We start from the raw sequence: 16,657 nt of genomic DNA, 5'->3' as shown, positions 1-16,657 counted from the left end.
TGCGCATCGACCTGAACTCGGACCTCGCCGAAGGTTTCGGCCGCTGGGAGCTCGGCGACGACGACGCGCTGCTGGGCGTGGTGACCAGCGCGAACGTGGCCTGCGGGTTCCACGCGGGGGACCCGGGGGTGATCCGCCGCGCCTGCGCGCGGGCCGCGGCCGGGAACGTGTCGGTCGGCGCCCAGGTCGGCTACCGGGACCTCGCCGGGTTCGGCCGCCGGTTCATCGACGTGCCGCCGCGCGAGCTCACCGACGAGGTGCTGTACCAGCTGGCCGCCCTCGACGGCCTCGCCCGCGTCGAAGGCACCGCGGTGCGGTACGTGAAACCGCACGGGGCGCTGTACAACGCCATCGTGCGCCACGAGGAGCAGGCCGCGGCCGTCGTCGAGGCCGTGACCGCCTACGATCCGCGGCTCGCGGTGCTCGGCCTGCCCGGCTCCAGCTTCCTGTCCCACGCCGCCGAGGCCGGGCTGACCACGTACCGGGAGGCGTTCGCCGACCGCGCCTACACGCCGGAGGGGACCCTGGTCTCCCGCCGCGAACCGGGCGCGGTGCTGCACGACCCGGAACTGATCGCGCGGCGCTGCCTGCGCATCGCCCGCGGCGAACCGATCGAGGCCGCCGACGGCGGCGAGATCACCGTGGCCGCCGACTCGATCTGCGTGCACGGCGACAGCCCCGGCGCGGTCGCCATCGCCGAGACCGTGCGGGACCGGCTGCGGGACGCCGGGATCGACCTCGCCCCCTTCGCCGCCGGCGGTGCGCGATGAGCGGACCGCGGGTGCTGCGCTGCGCCGACTCCGGGCTGCTGGTGGAACTGGACGACCTGCCCGCGGTGCAGGCGCTGCACGCCGCGCTGCGCGCCGACACCCCGCCCGGCGTCGTCGACCTGGTGCCCGCCGCCCGCACGCTGCTGCTGGCGCTCGACCCGGAGCGGGCCGACCCGGACGCCGTCGAGCGCGCCGTCCGCGAGGCCCGGCCCGGCGAACGCGGCGGCGACGAGGGCGGGCTGCTGCGGGTGCCGGTGGTCTACGACGGCGCCGACCTCGCCGCCGTCGCCGAGCTGACCGGGCTCACCGAACGTGACGTGGTGCGCGAGCACACCGGCAGCACCTGGACCGTCGCCTTCGGCGGGTTCGCCCCAGGGTTCGGCTACCTCACCGGGGGTTCCCCGAAGCTCGCCGTCCCGCGGCGGGGCGAATCGCGCACCCGGGTGCCCGCGGGCGCGGTCGGGCTCGCCGGGGAGTTCAGCGGCGTCTACCCGCGGGAATCGCCGGGCGGCTGGCAGCTCATCGGCCGCACCGACCTGGAGGTCTGGCGCACCGACCGGGAACCGCCCGCGCTGCTGCGGCCCGGCGTGCGCGTCCGGTTCGAGGAGGTCTCGTGATCGAGGTCGTCGCCCCGGGGCCGCTGGCGACCGTGCAGGACCTGGGCCGCCCCGGCCACGCGGGCATCGGGGTCGGCGTCTCCGGTGCCGCCGACCGGGGTGCGTTGCGGCTGGCGAACCGGCTCGTCGGCAACCCAGAGGGCGCCGCGGGCATCGAGACCACCTTCGGCGGGCTGGTGCTGCGGCCCGAACGGGACGTGACCGTCGCGGTCACCGGCGCGGACGGGCCGATCACCGTCGACGGCCGGGCCGAACCGGTGAACACCGTGCTGCGGGTCCGCGCGGGAGCGCTGCTGCGGCTCGGGACACCGGCGTGCGGGCTCCGCGGCTACGTGGCGGTGCGCGGTGGCATCGCCGTCGAACCGGTGCTGGGGTCCCGCGCCACCGACGTGCTCTCCGGGCTCGGGCCGCCGCGGCTGGCGGCGGGCACCCGGCTCCCGGTCGGGCCCGCGCCGCGGGAGTTCCCGGTGATCGACCAGGCCCCGGTGCGCGCCCGCGACGGGCAGCTGGTGCTCGACGTCGTGCCGGGGCCGCGCGCGGACTGGTTCACCGACCACGCGCTCGCGGCGCTGCTCGGCGCGGAGTTCGAGGTCAGCGCCGAGATCGACCGGGTCGGCATGCGCCTCGACGGTCCCGAGCTGACCCGGTGCCGCGACGACGAGCTGCCCAGCGAGGGCATGGCGCTCGGCTCGCTGCAGGTGCCGCCGTCCGGGCGCCCCACGCTGTTCCTCGCCGACCACCCGGTGACCGGCGGGTACCCGGTGATCGCGGTGCTGCTCGCCGCCGAGGTGGACCGCGCCGCCCAAGCCCGCCCCGGGCAGCGCATCCGATTCCGCCGAACCGAGAGGTGATCCCGATGCGACCAGCCGAGCTGACCCCGAGCCAGGCCAGGGCCGAGTTCCGCGCCGGCCTGCGCACCCCCACCGCGGGGTGTTCCGCCGGGTGGACGCAGGCCAACCTGCTGGTGCTGCCCCAGGCGCAGGCCTACGACTTCCTGCTGTTCGCCCAGCGCAACCCGCGGTCCTGCCCGGTGCTGGACGTCACCGAGCCCGGCGAGACCGCGGCGTCGATCTTCGACGGCGACCTGCGCACCGACCTGCCCGCCTACCGGGTGTACCGGGACGGCGCGCTCGTCGAGGAGCTCGGCGACATCACCGGGTTGTGGCGGGACGACCTGGTGTCGTTCCTCATCGGCTGCAGCTTCACCTTCGAGGCCGCGCTGCTGGAGGCCGGCGTGCCCGTCCGGCACCTCGAACAGGGGCGCAACGTGCCGATGTACCGGACGAACCGCGAATGCCGCCCCGCCGGGAAGCTCTCCGGGCCGCTGGTCGTGTCGATGCGGCCGATCCCCGCCGAGCAGGTCGCCACCGCGGTCCGGGTGACGTCCCGCTACCCGGCGGTGCACGGGGCACCGGTGCACGTCGGCTCGCCCGGCGAGCTGGGGGTGCGGGACCTGGACGCGCCGGACTTCGGGGAAGCGGTGGAGGTGCGGCCGGGGGAGGTCCCGGTGTTCTGGGCCTGCGGGGTGACGCCGCAGGCGGCGGTGATGCGGTCCGCGCCGCCGCTGGCGATTGGCCACGCACCCGGGCACATGGCCATCACCGACGCGCGGGACTCCGACCACCTGGTGCCGTGATCTCCCCCGCCCGAGGAGAGGAGCGGGGGAGCACCGCGTGCTGCAACGCCGCCGCGGCCGCCGGTTGTTCCCCCGACGCCCGGTGACCCGGCCCACGTGCGCCGATTCCCTGTCGAGGCGTGCTCCGACGATCTAGGCTGGGGAGGTTCGCGAACCTGGGGGTGGGCGATGGGAACGCGTTCCGACGCGGACGGGCGACGAGGGCTGGTGGGGCCGGGAGCACCGGAGCTGCCGTCGATGGCGCGCGTGTGCGATCACCTGCTCGGCGGCACCGCGCACTTCGAGCTGGACCGCGAGTTCGCCGCGGACCTCGCACCGGTGCTGCCGAACCTGCCCGAGCACATCCGCGTGCTGCACGCGTTCCTCGGCCGCGCGGTGCGCCACCTCGCCGAGCGCGGCATCGACCAGTTCCTCGACCTCGGCACCGGGCTGCCCACCGTCGGTGACGTGCACGGCACCGCCCAGCGCGTCGACCCGGACGCGCGCGTCGCCTACGTCGACGCCGACCCGTTCACGGTGCGGCTGGCGGAGGCGCAGCTCGCCGGGGCGCGCGGGGTGACGGTGACCCGGGCCGACCTGTGCGAACCGGCGAGCGTGCTCACCGCGCCCGGCGTCACCGGCCTGCTCGACTTCACCCGGCCGGTGGCGGTGCTGGCGATGGCGGCGCTGCCGTTCATCACCGACGACGACGAGCTGTCCGGGGTGGTCGCCGCCTACCGGGACGCCTGCTCGGTGGGCAGTGCGCTCGTCGTCTCGCACCTGTCCGCGGTCACCGCCACGCCCGAGCAGGTCGACCGCTTCGGCGACGTGGCCGCCCGCATCGGCTGCCGGCCGGCCTGGCGCAGCGCCGACGCCTTCCGCGGCGTGTTCAACGGCTACGACCTCGCCGAGCCGGGCCTGGTGCAGACCGCCCGGTGGCGCCCCGAGCTCGGCGTCGAGGGCACCGGGCCCGGCGCGCAGGACGTGGACACCGTCTCGGCGGTGGGGCTGCTGGTGTCCCGGCCGGTGCCGACCGAACTGGCGCTGGTGCGCTGAACTCCTTTTCCGGCATTCCGCCGGAATGGTTTTCGGTTCGCCGAAACGTGTTTTCAGCCGGGGAGGCCGGTTGAATTCGCGTCCGCGATCTACCGGTGATGTGTTGATTGTTCCGGTGGAATGGGTAATCTGTGCGCCGGAAGGGGAGTAGCCCTCAATTCGCGATCGACATGCTGGCGCGACGACGCGCCCGGTCGCGGAGCCTCTCGAAGCGCAGGCGGGCGAGACCTTCGATCCGAAAGCACATCGGGTCGAGGCCGCGACGTGCCTGATCCCAGCCCCAGGAGAGGTGCATCCACCGTGTTCGCCAGTTTCGCCATCAGTTCCGCCGCCATCTTCGTGGCCGAACTCGGCGACAAGTCCCAGTTGATGGCGATGACGTTCGCCACCCGATTCCGGGCCTGGCAGGTGCTGCTCGGAATCACCATCGCCACGACCGTCGTGCACGCCGCTTCCGTCGCGCTCGGATTCGGCATGGGCGCATTGCTGCCGACCGAGTGGATCGGGCTCGTCGCCGGAATCGCGTTCCTCGGCTTCGCCGCTTGGACGTTGCGCGGTGACCACCTCACCGAGGCGGAGAAGAGCAAAGCGGGCCGCACCGCCCGCTCCGCGGTGATCGCGGTGACCCTCGCGTTCTTCCTCGCCGAGCTCGGCGACAAGACGATGCTGGCGACCGTCACGCTCGCCTCGCAGCACGACTGGCTCGGCACCTGGATCGGTTCGACGGTCGGCATGGTGCTGGCGGACGCGCTGGCCATCGGCGTCGGGCTGCTGCTCGGCAAGCACCTGCCCGAGCGCTTCATCCGCTACGGGGCGGCCGCCCTGTTCGCCGTCTTCGGCGTCTGGATGGTCGTCGAATCCACTTTCGGCCTGCTCTGACCGACCAAGTGACCGGACCCCGTGCAGGCGGCGGACGAAGTCGGGGCCGAACGCGGTGGACGGGGTGTGCGCGCCGGGGCGGACCCCGCCCGCGAGCAGGGCGGCGACCGTGCGCAGCACCGAGTCGACGGTGAACTCGTAGGTGTCCGGCCCGATCAGCGCCGCCGAGACCGAACGCCCGGCGTCGTCGGTGGCTTCCGCGTACACCTCCACCCAGTTCCGCGCCCGCTGCGCCGTGCCGGGGCCGCGCACCAGCGCACCGATCGCCGCCTTGCCGAGGCGCTGCGCCACCGGGTTCCCCAGCGCGATGCGGCCGACGGCCGTCGCCCGCGGTCCCAGCCGGTTCAGGCCGGGCAGCCGGGTGTAGGTGGTGATGTTCGGGATGCCGGTGCTGCGGAACGCGGTGCTCACGTCGCCCCAGGGCAGCGAGGTCACGGCGTGGCGACCGGACGGGAACGGCACTTCCCGGTGCCGCCAGCCCATCGGGACGGTGCGCAGCTCGCCGTCGATGCGGGCCCGCCCGCCGAGCGCGGCGCCCTCCAGCGCGCTCTTGAGCGTGCCGCCGCTGATCCCGCCGCTGGCCTGGAACGCGAGGTCCAGGGTGGTCGCGGTGGGCAGCGCGGCGGCGACCAGCGCGGCCAGGCAGTCGGTGGGCACCACGTCGAACCCGGATCCGGGCAGCAGCACCACGCCGGCCTTCGCCGCGTCCTCGTGCCGGGCGGCCACCGACTCGAACACGTCGATCTCGCCGGTGATGTCCACGTAGTGCGTGCCGGTAGCCAGGCACGCCGAGACCATCGGCGCGGAGGTCGCCGAGAACGGGCCCGCGCAGTGCGCCACCAGGTCGACGTCGGCGAGCGCGGTCGTGGCGGCCCGCTCGTCGCGCAGGTCGAACACGCGGTAGGGCAGGCCGAGCGGCGTGGCGACGCGCGCCACCTTCGCCGGGTCCCGCCCGGCCAGCACCGGGCGCTGCCCCCGGTCGACGGCGCGCTCCGCGATGAGCCGCCCCGTGTAGCCGGTCGCACCGTAGATCATCCAGGTCACGCGAGCCTCCCGAGCGTCGTCCCCGTACAACGAGAACTGTCCGGTCCCGTAACGGGTTGCCTCCCCATCCTGACGGTCCCCGGTCCGCCGAGTGCACGGCACCTCCGCTGGACCGGCCGGGTGCACGGCCCGTTCGTCCAACGGGGTCGTGCGAACGGGCCGGGGAGGAACCCGCGGCGGCTCGCGGAGCCCGGCACCGGGAACGCCGGGAGGTCGGCGGCGACGGGTTGTCATCGCGGCGGTCGGCGTGGTCGATTGATCGGAGCCGAGCAGGAGGTGGCGCCGGTGGCCGAGCGCAGACCGACGATCTACGACGTGGCGCGGCGCTGCGGCGTCGCCGCGTCCACCGTGTCCCGCGCGTTCGGCAATCCGTCGCGGGTCAGCGCCACGACCCGCAACCTGGTCCGGGCCGCGGCGGCGGAGATCGGGTACGAGCCGCGCCCGCTGGCCAGGGCCGAAGCGCCCGGCCGGTCCCGCACGTTGATGCTGGTCGTCACGGACATCGCCAACCCCTACTACGCCGGGTTGATCAAGGCCGCGCAGTCCCGCGCCATCGAGCGGCACTACGCGCTGGCGCTCACCGACAGCGACGAGTCGCCGCAGGTGGAGGCCGGGAACCTGCGGCACCTGCTGGCGAATTCGACCGGCGGGATCCTCGCCACCTCCCGGCTCGCCGACGACTCGGTGCGGCAGCTGGCGCGGCACCGGCCGCTGGTGATGGTGAACCGGGTGATCGAGGGCCTGCCGAGCCTGGTGGTGGACACCGCGGCCGGGATGCGCACCGCGGTCCGCCACCTCGCCGCGTTCGGGCACCGGCGCATCGCCTACCTGTCCGGCCCGCGCAATTCGTGGATCAACGGGCAGCGCTGGGGGGCGGTGCACGCCGAAGCCGCGTCCCTGGGCCTGCGGTCGTCGTTCCTCGGGCCGCATTCGCCGACCAGGGAGGGCGGCCGGGACGCGGCGGAGGCGTTCGTCCTGGACGGGGCCACCGCGGCCATCGCCTACAACGACCTCGTCGCCATCGGTGCGATGCAGCGTCTGCAGGTCATGGGTCTGCGGTTGCCGGAGGACCGCAGCGTCGTCGGGTGCGACGACATCTTCGGCGCCGACCTGGTGGTGCCCGGGCTGACCACCATCGCGGGGCCCGCCGAGCAGGTCGGCGGTTGCGCGGTCGACGCGGTGCACGCCGAGCTGACCGGCGGCGGCACCCGGTCCAGGACGTTCGACGCGCACCTCGTGGTCCGCGGCTCCACCGGTCCGGCAACCGATGGCAACTAGTTGTCCGGCCCGCGGCCCGCGGCCGATTCTGCGGGCATGGCCAGTGGTTCCACTTCATCGGCGGCGATGCCGCTCGCGCCGCACCCCGATCGGCTGCTGCCGAGCGATCCGGTGCAACGGCCCATCGCCCGGCGCCTCTACGAGCACGTCCGCGACCTGCCGCTGATCAGCCCGCACGGGCACGTCGACCCCGAGCTGCTCGCGGCGGACCGGCCGTTCGCCGATCCGGCGGCGCTGCTGGTCACGCCCGATCACTACGTGACGCGGCTGCTGCACGCCCACGGCGTCCCGCTGCACGAGTGCGGGCTCCCCGGTGGTCCGGCGGAACCGGCGCCACCGCGCGAGGTGTGGCGGGCGTTCTGCTCGCACTGGCACCTGTTCCTCGGCACCGCGTCCCGGCAGTGGCTGGAAGCGGAGCTGCACGACGTGCTGGGCGTGGCGGTCCAGCCCGCGGCGGAGACCGCCGACGCGCTGTTCGACGAGCTCACCGAACGACTGGCCCGCCCCGAGCTGCGGCCGCGCGCGCTGTACCGCTCGTTCGGCATCGAGGTGCTGGCCACCACCGACGATCCCGCCGACGATCTGCGCCACCACCGCGCGCTCGCCGAGGACCCGAGCTGGCAGGGGCGGGTGGTGCCGACGTTCCGCCCGGACCGCTACCTCGACGCGACCCGCCCGGACTGGTCCGCGGCGCTGGACCGGCTGGCCGAGGTCAGCGGCATCGACACCGGCGACTACCGCGGCCTGGTCCGGGCATTGGAGGCGCGGCGCGAGTTCTTCCGCGCGCACGGCGCCACCGCGACCGACCACGGCGCCCCGGACCCGCGCATGGAGTTCCTGCCGGAGCACGAGGCTTCCCGGCTGTTCGGCGAGGTGCGCGCCGGCCGCGGCGACGCGGCGCTGCTGTCGCGCCAGCTGCTCGGCGAGATGGCCCGGATGTCCAGCGAGGACGGCCTGGTGCTGGCGCTGCACACCGGGAGCCTGCGCAACCACCACCCGGAGACCTTCGCCCGCTACGGCCCCGACACCGGCCACGACATCCCCACCCGCGCGGAGTTCACCGAGTCGCTGCGCCCGATGCTGCGGCGGTTCGGCACCGATCCGCGGTTCCGGACCGTGCTGTGCACGCTCGACGAGACGGTGTTCTCCCGCGAGCTCGCGCCGATCGCCGGGTTCTACCCGTCGGTGTACCTGGGCGCGCCGTGGTGGTTCCTGGACGCGCCGCGCGCGATGCGGCGGTTCCGGGACGCCGTCACCGAGACGGCCGGTTTCCACCGCACCGCCGGATTCATCGACGACACCCGGGGTTTCTGCTCCATCCCCGCCCGGCACGACACCGCGCGCCGGGTGGACGCCGGGCACCTGGCCTCGCTCGTCGCGGAGCACGTGCTCGGCGAGGACGACGCCGCGCAGGTCCTGCGCGACCTCAACGACCGCCAGCCCCGAACCGCCTTCCGGTTGTGATCGTGCGACTGAGCCGGGATGCCGAGCCGGCCCCCGTCCGCGCCGTGCACCTGGGGCTCGGCGGGTTCCACCGCGCGCACCAGGCCTGGTACACCGCCGCCGATCCGGAGTGGGGCATCGCGGCGTACACGTTCCGCAGCACCGAGCTGCCCGCGGCGCTCACGGCGCAGGGCGGGATGTACTCGCTGCTGGTGCGCGGCGCGGACGATCCGGTGCGCACCGTCGGCTCGCTCAGCCGCGCGCACGCGGGTGCGGAGGCGGACCAGTGGCTCGCCGACCTCGCCGCGCCCGAGGTGGCGGTGGTGACGCTCACCGCGACGGAGGCGGCCTACCGGGTGCCGCCGCCGGGGCGGGACTCCGCGATCTCCCGGCTGGTGGCGGGATTGCGGGCGCGGTTCCGCGCGTCCGCCGCACCGATCACCCTGGTGCCCTGCGACAACGTGCCGGACAACGGCGCGGTGCTGCGTTCGGTGCTGCGCGAGGCGGCGGCGGATGGCGACGCGGCGTTCGCGGCATGGCTGGAAGCCGGGGTGTCGGTCGTGAGCACCGTGGTGGACCGGATCACGCCCGCCACCACACCCGCCGACGTGCGGGCCGTGCACGAGCTGGGCGGGATCCGCGACGCGGTGCCGGTGGTGACCGAGCCGTACGCGGAATGGCTGCTGGCGGGCGACTTCCCCGGCGGGGGGGGGCCCGGGGGGGGGGCGGGGGGGCGGCCCGGGGGGGGCCCCCCCCCCCCCCCCCCCCCCCCGGGGGGGGGGGGGGGTGGGGCCCGGCGGTCTCCGGGGGTTGGTGGGTGGGGGGGTTCGGGGGGGGGGGGGGGGGCGGGGGGGGGCGGGGGGGGGGGGGGGGCCCCTCGACTCCGTCGACGACTACCAGCGGCGGAAGTTGTGGCTGCTCAACGGCGCGCACAGCCTGCTCGCCTACGCCGCGCCGGGCCGCGGCCGGGCCACGGTGCGGGAGGCGATGGACGATCCCGTGCTCGCGGGGCTGATCGAGTCGTGGTGGGACACCGCCGCGCGGCACCTGCCGCTGCCCGCCGCGGAACTCGACGAGTACCGGGCCGCGCTGCGGCGGCGCTTCGCGGCACCGGGCGTCGAGCACCGGTTGCGGCAGATCGCGGTGGACGGTTCGCAGAAGATCCCGGCGCGCGTCCTGCCGGTGCTGCACCGCGAACGCGGCGCCGGTCGGCTGCCGGAGGCCGCGGTGGTGGTGCTCGCCGCGTGGATCGCCCACCTCCGCGGCGGTGCCGTCCGCGATCCGAGGTCCGCGGACCTCGTACCGGCGGCGCGTTCCGGCGCCCGCGCGGTGCTCGCGGCCCTCGACGCGGACCTGGCCTCGGACGACGAGCTGATCGCGGCGATCGACGCCGAGGTCCCGGGCACCGCCGGCGACGAGCCCTAGCGGCGTGCGCGCCGGCGGACCGTTGCCCGCGACCCCGTGGCAAGTAGTGGCAACCGATTGCCGCGGATGTCCCGCCTCCCTAGCTTGAACGCACTCCGCACCGCCCGAGAGCCGCGCCGGCGGCGAACCCCCACAACGACGTGAGAGCGGGATTCCTCCGGCCAGGGAAGGGACACCACATGCACCCGTTGGACTGGGTGATCATCGCAGGGTATCTGCTGATCATGCTGGCGATCGGTGTCTGGGCGCATCGCCAGGTCGCCGACACCGCGGACTTCTTCACGGCGGGCGGCCGGATGCCGTGGTGGCTGGCCGGGATCTCGCACCACATGTCCGGCTACAGCGCCGTCGTGTTCGTCGCCTACGCCGGGGTCGCCTACGACCAGGGCATCGTGTCCTACGTCGTGTTCATGTTCCCGCTGGCCGTCGCGACCGGCATCGGGGCTTTCCTGTTCGCCCCCAAGTGGAACCGGCTGCGCACGCACTACCGCATCGCCTCCCCGCTGGAGTACCTCGCCCGGCGGTTCAACGTGCCCACCCAGCAGGTGCTGGCGTGGAGCGGTTCGCTGCTGAAGGTGTTCGACGTGGCGGCCAAGTGGTCGGCGATCGCGTTGCTGCTCAACAAGTTCGTCGGCATCCCGCTCGGCTGGGGCATCGTGATCACCGCGGCGGTGACGCTGGTGTACTGCACCGCGGGCGGGTTGTGGGCCGACGCGCTCACCGAGCTGGGGCAGTTCGTGATCCAGGGGGTCGCGGCGTTCGCGATGATCGGTGCGGTCGGCATCGCCTTGGCGGACCGGGGGTTCAGCTACGCGAACTTCTGGTCCGCGTTACCGGCGGGCCACACCTCGCCGACCACGAGCAGCTATCCGGCGTACTTCCTGCTGGTGTACGTGCTGGTGAAGACGTTCGAGTACAACGGCGGCATGTGGAACCTGGCGCAGCGCTACATCGCCACCCCCACCTCGGCGGCGGCGCGGCGCACGGCGCTGCTGTCCAGCGCGCTCTACCTGGTGTGGCCCGTCGTGCTGATGCTGCCGATGTTCGCGGCGCCGTTGCTGGTGCGGGTGGAGAACTCCGAGGACGTCTACGCCGAGATGGCCTTGCAGTTCCTGCCCGCCGGGCTGCTGGGGCTGGTGCTGGTCGGCGTCTTCTCGCACACGATGGCGATGGCCGCGTCCGACGCCACCGCGATCTCGGCGGTGATGACCCGCGACGTGCTGCCGCGGGTGTGGCGCCGTGCCGGGGAGTTCACCGACGAGCAGTTCCTGCGGGCGGGCCGGGTGCTCACGGTGGTGTTCGTGTTCCTCAGCGTGGTGCTCGCGTTGAACGCGGAGAACCTCGGCGGCGTGCTGGGCATCATCGTCGCCTGGGTGGGCGCGCTGATCGGGCCGATCTCGATCCCGATGATGCTGGGGATGCTGCGGCCGTTCCGGCACGTCGGGCCCACCGCCGCGCTGAGCTCCTGGGCGGGCGGACTGCTCACCTTCGCGCTCGCGAAGTACACGCTGGGGCTGTCCGAGGCGATCACGGTGGTCTCGCCGGTGCTCGTGTCGTTGCTGCTGTTCGTGGCGGTCGGCGCCTGGTACCGGGATGCTCCGCCCGCGGCGGAGGAGATCGCCGAGGCGCTCACCCGCGATCCGGAGCCGGAGCCCGCCGCGACGTGAGCCCGCGGCGGCCGCGCGGGGTTCGGCGTTCGCGGCCGCTCGAACGCGGGTCACGGTTGCGATCGGGGCCGGGAGCGCGCGCCCCGGCCCGACACCGGTGCGAGCGCACCGATCGACAGCGACGCACCCACCCGGAGGAGCACCGGGCGACGGAGCCGTCCATCCGCGAGGCGGCCGGTGGCTCAGGCGGCGCCGGGGCCGGTCGCGCGGTGCGGGCGGCGGGTGCGGGCGCTGATCGTCTCGACGTGCCCGTCGGTGCCGGTGACGTGCGCGGGGCCGGTGACGGCGTCGCCGAGCGAGGTGCGCAGCGCCCGCGCGGCGAGCTGCCTGCGCACCGAGCGCGGCGAGAGCTCCGCCAGCAACCAGGCGATGGCGGGCGGCAGCACCCGCGGCAGCCGTTCCCGCGCGCAGTGCCCGGTGCCGGGCACCAGCCAGACCTCCGCCTCCGGCCGGTCGGCGAGCGCGATGGTGTCCCGCAGCGGCACGTACGGGTCGCCGGTGCCGTTGATCGCCAGCAGCGGGGCCGCGGACCGGGTGCTGAGCAGGCCCTGCCTGCGCAGCGAGAACTCCAGGGAGAACCGGTCGGCTTCGGCCCGCCCGGGCAGCTCGGCCAGGTGCAGCGCGTTGCCGACGGACCCGGCCATGCCGTGCGGCAGCCCGAGCACGTCGACGGCGGAGCCGCACGCCCCGATCGGCCCGCCGAGGTCGATGGCGGCGTCGACCCTGCCGGTGAGCGCGAGCTTCGCCGCCCAGTGCCCGCCGAAGCTCAGGCCGAGCACCGCGGTCTTCGCGCACCGGGTGCGGTCGGCGAGCTGCCGGGTGGTGCCCGCGAGCAGCAGGTCGGCGTCGGCGGCCAGCGGCACCCGGGATTCGCCGGTGCCGGGCATGTCGACGGCGGCGACGGTGAGCCCGCTGACCAGCGAGATGCGCAGCGCCATCCGGTGCAGTTCGACCTTCCAGGTGTCGACGCCGCCGCAGAGCAGCAGCAGCTGGTCGCTCACGCCGCGGCGCCGCCGGTAGACGTGCGCGGTGACGCGGGTGGACCGCTGCCGGTAGGGGACGTCGAGCTGGTAGCGCCGGAACGCGACGGGCAGGTTCGCGGTGGCGTGCCGGAAGCAGTCGAGCTGGCGGGCGTAGGCCTCCCGCCGGTCCGCGGTGGCGAGGCAGGGGAACCGGGCGGCGCCCCAGCAGGCGGCGGCGCGCGCCCAGTCCTGCTCGATCTCGGCGCGCCGGGCCTCCTCCGCCCAGACCGGGACCCAGCCGGTGCGGCCGCGCCCCCACACGTCGTCGACGCGGTGCCGGACGCGGGCGATCACCGCCGTCGGCACGCCCCAGCTCCGGAAGTTCCGAGCACGCTCGGTGAACAGGTCCGCTGGTTCCACGGGAAAGGTGAACATGGCCGCCTCCGTCGGCTCCGGGTGGGCTTGTCCGGTCCAGGAGGGTGGGTGGACCGGTGCCGCGAGCCTTGCTCCGATGGTCCCGCGCCAGGTGGGACCGTCCAAGCGCCGCGGCCGCACACTACCCGAAAGAACGTGCGCGAACGTGCGTCGATCTTGAAAACCCGCGCGTCCTCCCCCGTTCGAGAGCCCTTCCCGTCGCCAAGAATCGATTACGCAACGTTATGTAAGCACCGCAAAGCCGATCACCACCCCCATCTCTTTCCTGTCAGCGGCGAAGCCGCTGAGCCGCCGACCACCAGATCAACCGGACCACCCGCGGGTTCTCAGCGGCCTCCTCGCGAGGACGGCTTCTTCTCCTGTGGCGGAGCCACCGGTGAAAAAGATCCCGCAGCGAGGAGGCCGCTGAGGTTCCGTCACCCGCTCAGCAAGCAGCAGAAGGCGGATCAGCCTTCCGGGTAATGCCAGTTCGAGCCGGTGCCGCGGTACTGCTCCACCGGGATCGGCGCCACGTCCGGCGGCAGGTGGTCGCTGCACAGCACCCCGTAGAGGTGGTCCACCTCGTGCGCCACCAGCCGCGCCACGCCCCGCTCGAAGATCGTGATCCGGCGTTCCCCGGTGATGTCCTGGTGCTCCACGTGCACCACCGCCGGGCGCGGCACGAGGCAGCGCACGTCGAAGAAACTCAAGCACCCCTCGTACTGCTCGTCGCCCTGCTCGCCGGATTCGATGACGCGCGGGTTCAGCAACGTGATCAGGTCGTCGCTGCCGGGCGGGCGGACGATGGCCGCGGCCCGCTCGATGCCGATCTGCGGCGCCGCGATGCCCATGCCCTTGCCGAAGGTGTGCGCCTTCGAGATGCGCTGCGTCGCCGAGTGCAGCTCGTTGATCACGCGGCGGGCGTCCTCTGCCTCGGCAGGCAGCGTGAACGGCCGTGCCGAGCGGCGCAGCATCGGATCGCCCTCCTGCACGATGCCGAGCGCGGTCATGGTCTCGCTGGGTTTCGGCGGCCCGGACGGCGTGGTGGGGGAGTCGTTGCGGAAGTGCCACTCCAGCCGGTACCGCGCGTGCAGCGGCGGATCTTCGGTGGACCACGCGTAGATCGTGCGGCCCTGCTCGTGGCGGGTTTCGATCGCGGTGTGGAACGGCATGGATTCCGCGGTCATCGAGGTGTGCAGGCCCCACACCGCGGGGTCCAGCTCGGTGGGGAAGTTCAACGTCACCGATAACCGCGTCGTGGGCAGCCGCACGGCCCGCCGGAACCAGTGGCCCCACTTGTCGTCGCTGACGGTGTAGGTGTACTCGATCCACGCGCTTTCCCCGGGATACAGGGGAAATCGGCCCGAGTCGTTCGCGAAGAGCAGCCACACCTCCTTGAACGCGTCCCGGTCGTGCTGCACGCTCCAGCGCATCGGTTCCTGGCGCTTCTCCCCGTGCCAGGCCTGGAGGTCGATCTCCTCCCACGTCAGCGGATTGTCCCGGTACAGCCGGTTGGAGCGTTCGGGGTCGCCGGGGAACCGGTCCACCGAGACGCGGATCAGGTAGCGGGTGATCGGCTCGGTGCCGTTGTTGACCAGATGTCGCCGCATGGTGGCGCGGTAGGAACCGTTGACGTAGAACAGTTCCGCGTGATCGTGCTCGACCACCAGCCCGCCCGCGGGTTCGATGGCCGGGGCGGCGTGCTGGGGCGGGCTGGGCTTGCGCGGAGCGGGAACCGCGTTCTGCTCCCGCCAGGCGCGCCGCAGCGAGCCGCCTGCGTTCAACGCGCCGTCGGCGGCCTGCGCGAACTCGCGGGAGGCGTGCTCCCCGCCGCTCTCGACCTTCGACACGTACGACCGGCTGTAGCCCATCTCCCGGGCCAGCGCGGATCTGGAGAGGCCGCGAACGTCGCGCCAGCGCCGGAATTCGGCGACGAACGCGTCTTGTTCGGCTGCGGCGTCCAGGTCCGCTTTCGCCTGGCCGGTCATGGTCACCATCCCCATCGTGTCCGGCGTGCGTGTGCGTGAGCTCACCGTGAGCGAGCGCTCAGCCTACGCACACTCCCGGGGCGTGCGATCCCCTTGAGTCGAGGTTCTCCGACGGCGACGGCACGTTTCACACAGATGGCGGGTAGCTGAGCGAAAAATGTCCCCAGAAGTCTTCGCACGCACAACTATTTCGCGCCTTCCGGCCCCGTTCCCGCGGCGCGGACCCGAAGGATCTGATCATGTGAGCAGCCCCTTGGCGATCCACGGCGGTCCCCCCGTGGTGCGGACCGCAGGCCCGCAGATCTCCTGGCCGCCGGTGGACATCAACACCGCGGTCGCGGTCACCGCGCAGCTCTACAGCGCGGTGTCGCTGCCCGGCCGCACCGGGATCATCGCCGAACTGGAGGGGAAGCTGGCCGAGTTCTTCGGCGTGCGGCACGCGGTCGCCACCTCGTCCGGGACGGCCGCGCTGCACGCCGCGTACTCGGCGCTGGGGCTGGCCGAGGGCGACGAGGTGATCGTGCCCGCCTACACCGCGCACCCCACCGCGACGCCGCTGTTCCACCTGCGGGTCAAACCGGTCCTGGTCGACTGCGACGAGCTGGGCAACATCGATCCGCTGCAGGTGGAAGCGGCGATCACGCCGTTCACCAAGGCGATCGTGGCCACCCACCTGTGGGGCGTGCCCGCCCGGATCGAGGCGCTCGCGGAGATCGCCGAGCGGCGCGGGCTGCGGCTGGTGGAGGACGGCTCGCACGCGCACGGTGCCGCGGTCGGCGGGCGGCGCGTCGGCACCTTCGGGGACGTGGCGGCGTTCAGCATGGGCGGGTCGAAGCCGCTGTCGGCGGGGGAGGGCGGGTTCGTGCTCACCGACGTCGACGACCTGCACCACCGGGTGCTGCTGCACGGCCAGGACGGCGCCAGGTGCCGCGGCGAGATCCCCATCGACCACCCGCTGCGCCGCTACGTCGTCACCGGGACCGGGCTGGCGCAGCGGATCCACCCGCTGGCGGCGGCGCTCGCGCTGGGCCAGCTCGACGAGCTGGACCGCAGGCTCGGCGGGCGGCGGCAGCTGGCCGCGCACATGATCGCGGAGCTGCGCGGGTTGCCCGGCATCGGTGTGCCGGAGGTGCCGGCGCGGGTGGCGCCCGCCTGGTACGCGCTGGCGCTGGTCCACCGGCCGGAGGAACTGGGCGGGCTGCCGGTGGACGCGCTCGTCGCCGCGCTGCGCGCCGAGGGCTGCCTGGAGGTGGACCACCCGCGGGCGCCGCGGCCGCTGAACGAGCACCCGCTGTTCGACGCGCCGAACCGGATGTTCCCGAACCTGCCGGAGGGGTGGCCGCGCTACCGCGCCGGGCAGTACCCGCGGGCCGAGCGCAGGCACCGCAACACCCTCACCGTCACCGTCCCGCACGACGACCCGGCCTTGGCGGAGGGCTACGTCCGCGCGTTCCGGAAGGTCGTCACCCACCACCGCACGCTGATCGAACCCACCTGAT

The 16,657-nt window shown here is 73.9% G+C and carries 15 protein-coding genes and 2 pseudogenes; 14 read left to right on the top strand and 3 right to left on the bottom strand.

What is annotated here, in order from left to right; translation table 11 throughout:
• Nucleotides 1-5 precede the first annotated feature (5 nt).
• From LCD33_RS03995 to LCD33_RS03960, 8 genes are all read left to right on the top strand, one after another.
• Nucleotides 6-770, top strand: coding sequence for a LamB/YcsF family protein (locus tag LCD33_RS03995; RefSeq protein WP_224956142.1), 765 nt, complete (start codon nucleotides 6-8; stop codon nucleotides 768-770).
• Nucleotides 767-1,387 carry an allophanate hydrolase subunit 1 gene (locus LCD33_RS03990; RefSeq protein ID WP_224956136.1) on the top strand — a complete coding sequence of 207 codons (621 nt, stop codon included), beginning with the start codon at nucleotides 767-769 and terminating at the stop codon, nucleotides 1,385-1,387. The genes LCD33_RS03995 and LCD33_RS03990 overlap by 4 nt, the downstream gene beginning before the upstream one ends.
• Nucleotides 1,384-2,238, top strand: a complete 855-nt coding sequence (locus LCD33_RS03985; RefSeq protein ID WP_224956137.1) for a biotin-dependent carboxyltransferase family protein — start codon at nucleotides 1,384-1,386, stop codon at nucleotides 2,236-2,238. The genes LCD33_RS03990 and LCD33_RS03985 overlap by 4 nt, the downstream gene beginning before the upstream one ends.
• 20 nt (nucleotides 2,239-2,258) lie before the next feature.
• A complete protein-coding gene (locus LCD33_RS03980; protein ID WP_224956143.1) occupies nucleotides 2,259-3,023 on the top strand; it encodes a putative hydro-lyase in 765 nt (254 codons plus the stop codon).
• A 168-nt stretch (nucleotides 3,024-3,191) separates the two neighbouring features.
• Nucleotides 3,192-4,058 (top strand): SAM-dependent methyltransferase, encoded by an 867-nt coding sequence (locus tag LCD33_RS03975; RefSeq protein ID WP_224956138.1) that lies wholly within the window; start codon nucleotides 3,192-3,194, stop codon nucleotides 4,056-4,058.
• A gap of 300 nt (nucleotides 4,059-4,358) precedes the next feature.
• Entirely contained in the window at nucleotides 4,359-4,937 is a 579-nt protein-coding gene (locus tag LCD33_RS03970; RefSeq protein ID WP_224956139.1) for a TMEM165/GDT1 family protein, read from the top strand.
• A 142-nt stretch (nucleotides 4,938-5,079) separates the two neighbouring features.
• A complete protein-coding gene (locus LCD33_RS03965; protein WP_224977522.1) occupies nucleotides 5,080-5,304 on the top strand; it encodes a hypothetical protein in 225 nt (74 codons plus the stop codon).
• Nucleotides 5,305-5,310: 6 nt separating this feature from the next.
• The gene (locus LCD33_RS03960; RefSeq protein WP_224977521.1) at nucleotides 5,311-5,703 is read left to right on the top strand and encodes a hypothetical protein; all 393 of its coding nucleotides are present in this window, start codon (nucleotides 5,311-5,313) and stop codon (nucleotides 5,701-5,703) included.
• On the opposite strand, the pseudogene LCD33_RS03955 reads toward LCD33_RS03960, so the two are convergent.
• A pseudogene (locus LCD33_RS03955) lies at nucleotides 5,679-5,972 on the bottom strand (saccharopine dehydrogenase NADP-binding domain-containing protein); the annotation flags it as partial. The gene LCD33_RS03960 and the pseudogene LCD33_RS03955 sit on opposite strands and share 25 nt — an antisense overlap.
• A gap of 294 nt (nucleotides 5,973-6,266) precedes the next feature.
• Between LCD33_RS03955 and LCD33_RS03950 the strand changes: the two are divergent.
• From LCD33_RS03950 to LCD33_RS03930, 5 genes and pseudogenes are all read left to right on the top strand, one after another.
• Complete coding sequence (locus tag LCD33_RS03950; protein WP_224977520.1) at nucleotides 6,267-7,259, top strand: LacI family DNA-binding transcriptional regulator; 993 nt, start codon at nucleotides 6,267-6,269, stop codon at nucleotides 7,257-7,259.
• A gap of 36 nt (nucleotides 7,260-7,295) precedes the next feature.
• Nucleotides 7,296-8,723, top strand: a complete 1,428-nt coding sequence (gene uxaC, locus LCD33_RS03945) for a glucuronate isomerase (protein WP_224977519.1) — start codon at nucleotides 7,296-7,298, stop codon at nucleotides 8,721-8,723.
• A pseudogene (locus LCD33_RS03940) lies at nucleotides 8,720-9,331 on the top strand (mannitol dehydrogenase family protein); the annotation flags it as partial. The gene uxaC and the pseudogene LCD33_RS03940, both read left to right, overlap by 4 nt.
• Before the next feature lie 280 nt (nucleotides 9,332-9,611).
• Nucleotides 9,612-10,127 (top strand): hypothetical protein, encoded by a 516-nt coding sequence (locus LCD33_RS03935; RefSeq protein WP_374228411.1) that lies wholly within the window; start codon nucleotides 9,612-9,614, stop codon nucleotides 10,125-10,127.
• Between the two features lie 179 nt (nucleotides 10,128-10,306).
• Nucleotides 10,307-11,794 carry a sodium:solute symporter family protein gene (locus LCD33_RS03930; RefSeq protein ID WP_224965963.1) on the top strand — a complete coding sequence of 496 codons (1,488 nt, stop codon included), beginning with the start codon at nucleotides 10,307-10,309 and terminating at the stop codon, nucleotides 11,792-11,794.
• Between the two features lie 182 nt (nucleotides 11,795-11,976).
• On the opposite strand, the gene LCD33_RS03925 is transcribed toward LCD33_RS03930, so the two are convergent.
• Both LCD33_RS03925 and LCD33_RS03920 read right to left on the bottom strand, forming a co-directional pair.
• The gene (locus LCD33_RS03925; RefSeq protein WP_224956147.1) at nucleotides 11,977-13,191 is read right to left on the bottom strand and encodes an alpha/beta hydrolase; all 1,215 of its coding nucleotides are present in this window, start codon (nucleotides 13,189-13,191) and stop codon (nucleotides 11,977-11,979) included.
• A gap of 446 nt (nucleotides 13,192-13,637) precedes the next feature.
• On the bottom strand, nucleotides 13,638-15,158 hold the full coding sequence (locus LCD33_RS03920; protein WP_224956187.1) for a peptide deformylase: 1,521 nt from the start codon (nucleotides 15,156-15,158) through the stop codon (nucleotides 13,638-13,640).
• Nucleotides 15,159-15,399: 241 nt separating this feature from the next.
• Here LCD33_RS03920 and LCD33_RS03915 point away from each other — a divergent pair, with 241 nt between their 5' ends.
• Nucleotides 15,400-16,656 carry an aminotransferase class I/II-fold pyridoxal phosphate-dependent enzyme gene (locus tag LCD33_RS03915; protein WP_224977517.1) on the top strand — a complete coding sequence of 419 codons (1,257 nt, stop codon included), beginning with the start codon at nucleotides 15,400-15,402 and terminating at the stop codon, nucleotides 16,654-16,656.
• The last annotated feature ends 1 nt before the right edge of the window (nucleotide 16,657 follow it).

Origin of the sequence: Saccharopolyspora sp. 7B, assembly GCF_020177435.1 — a bacterium.
Taxonomy (GTDB): Bacteria; Actinomycetota; Actinomycetes; order Mycobacteriales; family Pseudonocardiaceae; genus Saccharopolyspora_C; species Saccharopolyspora_C gregorii.
This window is presented reverse-complemented; position numbering and strand designations above follow the sequence as displayed.

Coding starts and splice junctions, on each gene's coding strand:
- LCD33_RS03990 (WP_224956136.1), top strand. CDS start 767: ATGAGCGGACCGCGGGTGCTGCGCTGCGCCGACTCCGGGCTGCTGGTG.
- LCD33_RS03975 (WP_224956138.1), top strand. CDS start 3,192: ATGGGAACGCGTTCCGACGCGGACGGGCGACGAGGGCTGGTGGGGCCG.
- LCD33_RS03920 (WP_224956187.1), bottom strand. CDS start 15,158: ATGACCGGCCAGGCGAAAGCGGACCTGGACGCCGCAGCCGAACAAGAC.
- LCD33_RS03925 (WP_224956147.1), bottom strand. CDS start 13,191: ATGTTCACCTTTCCCGTGGAACCAGCGGACCTGTTCACCGAGCGTGCT.
- LCD33_RS03930 (WP_224965963.1), top strand. CDS start 10,307: ATGCACCCGTTGGACTGGGTGATCATCGCAGGGTATCTGCTGATCATG.
- uxaC (WP_224977519.1), top strand. CDS start 7,296: ATGGCCAGTGGTTCCACTTCATCGGCGGCGATGCCGCTCGCGCCGCAC.
- LCD33_RS03960 (WP_224977521.1), top strand. CDS start 5,311: ATGTTCGGGATGCCGGTGCTGCGGAACGCGGTGCTCACGTCGCCCCAG.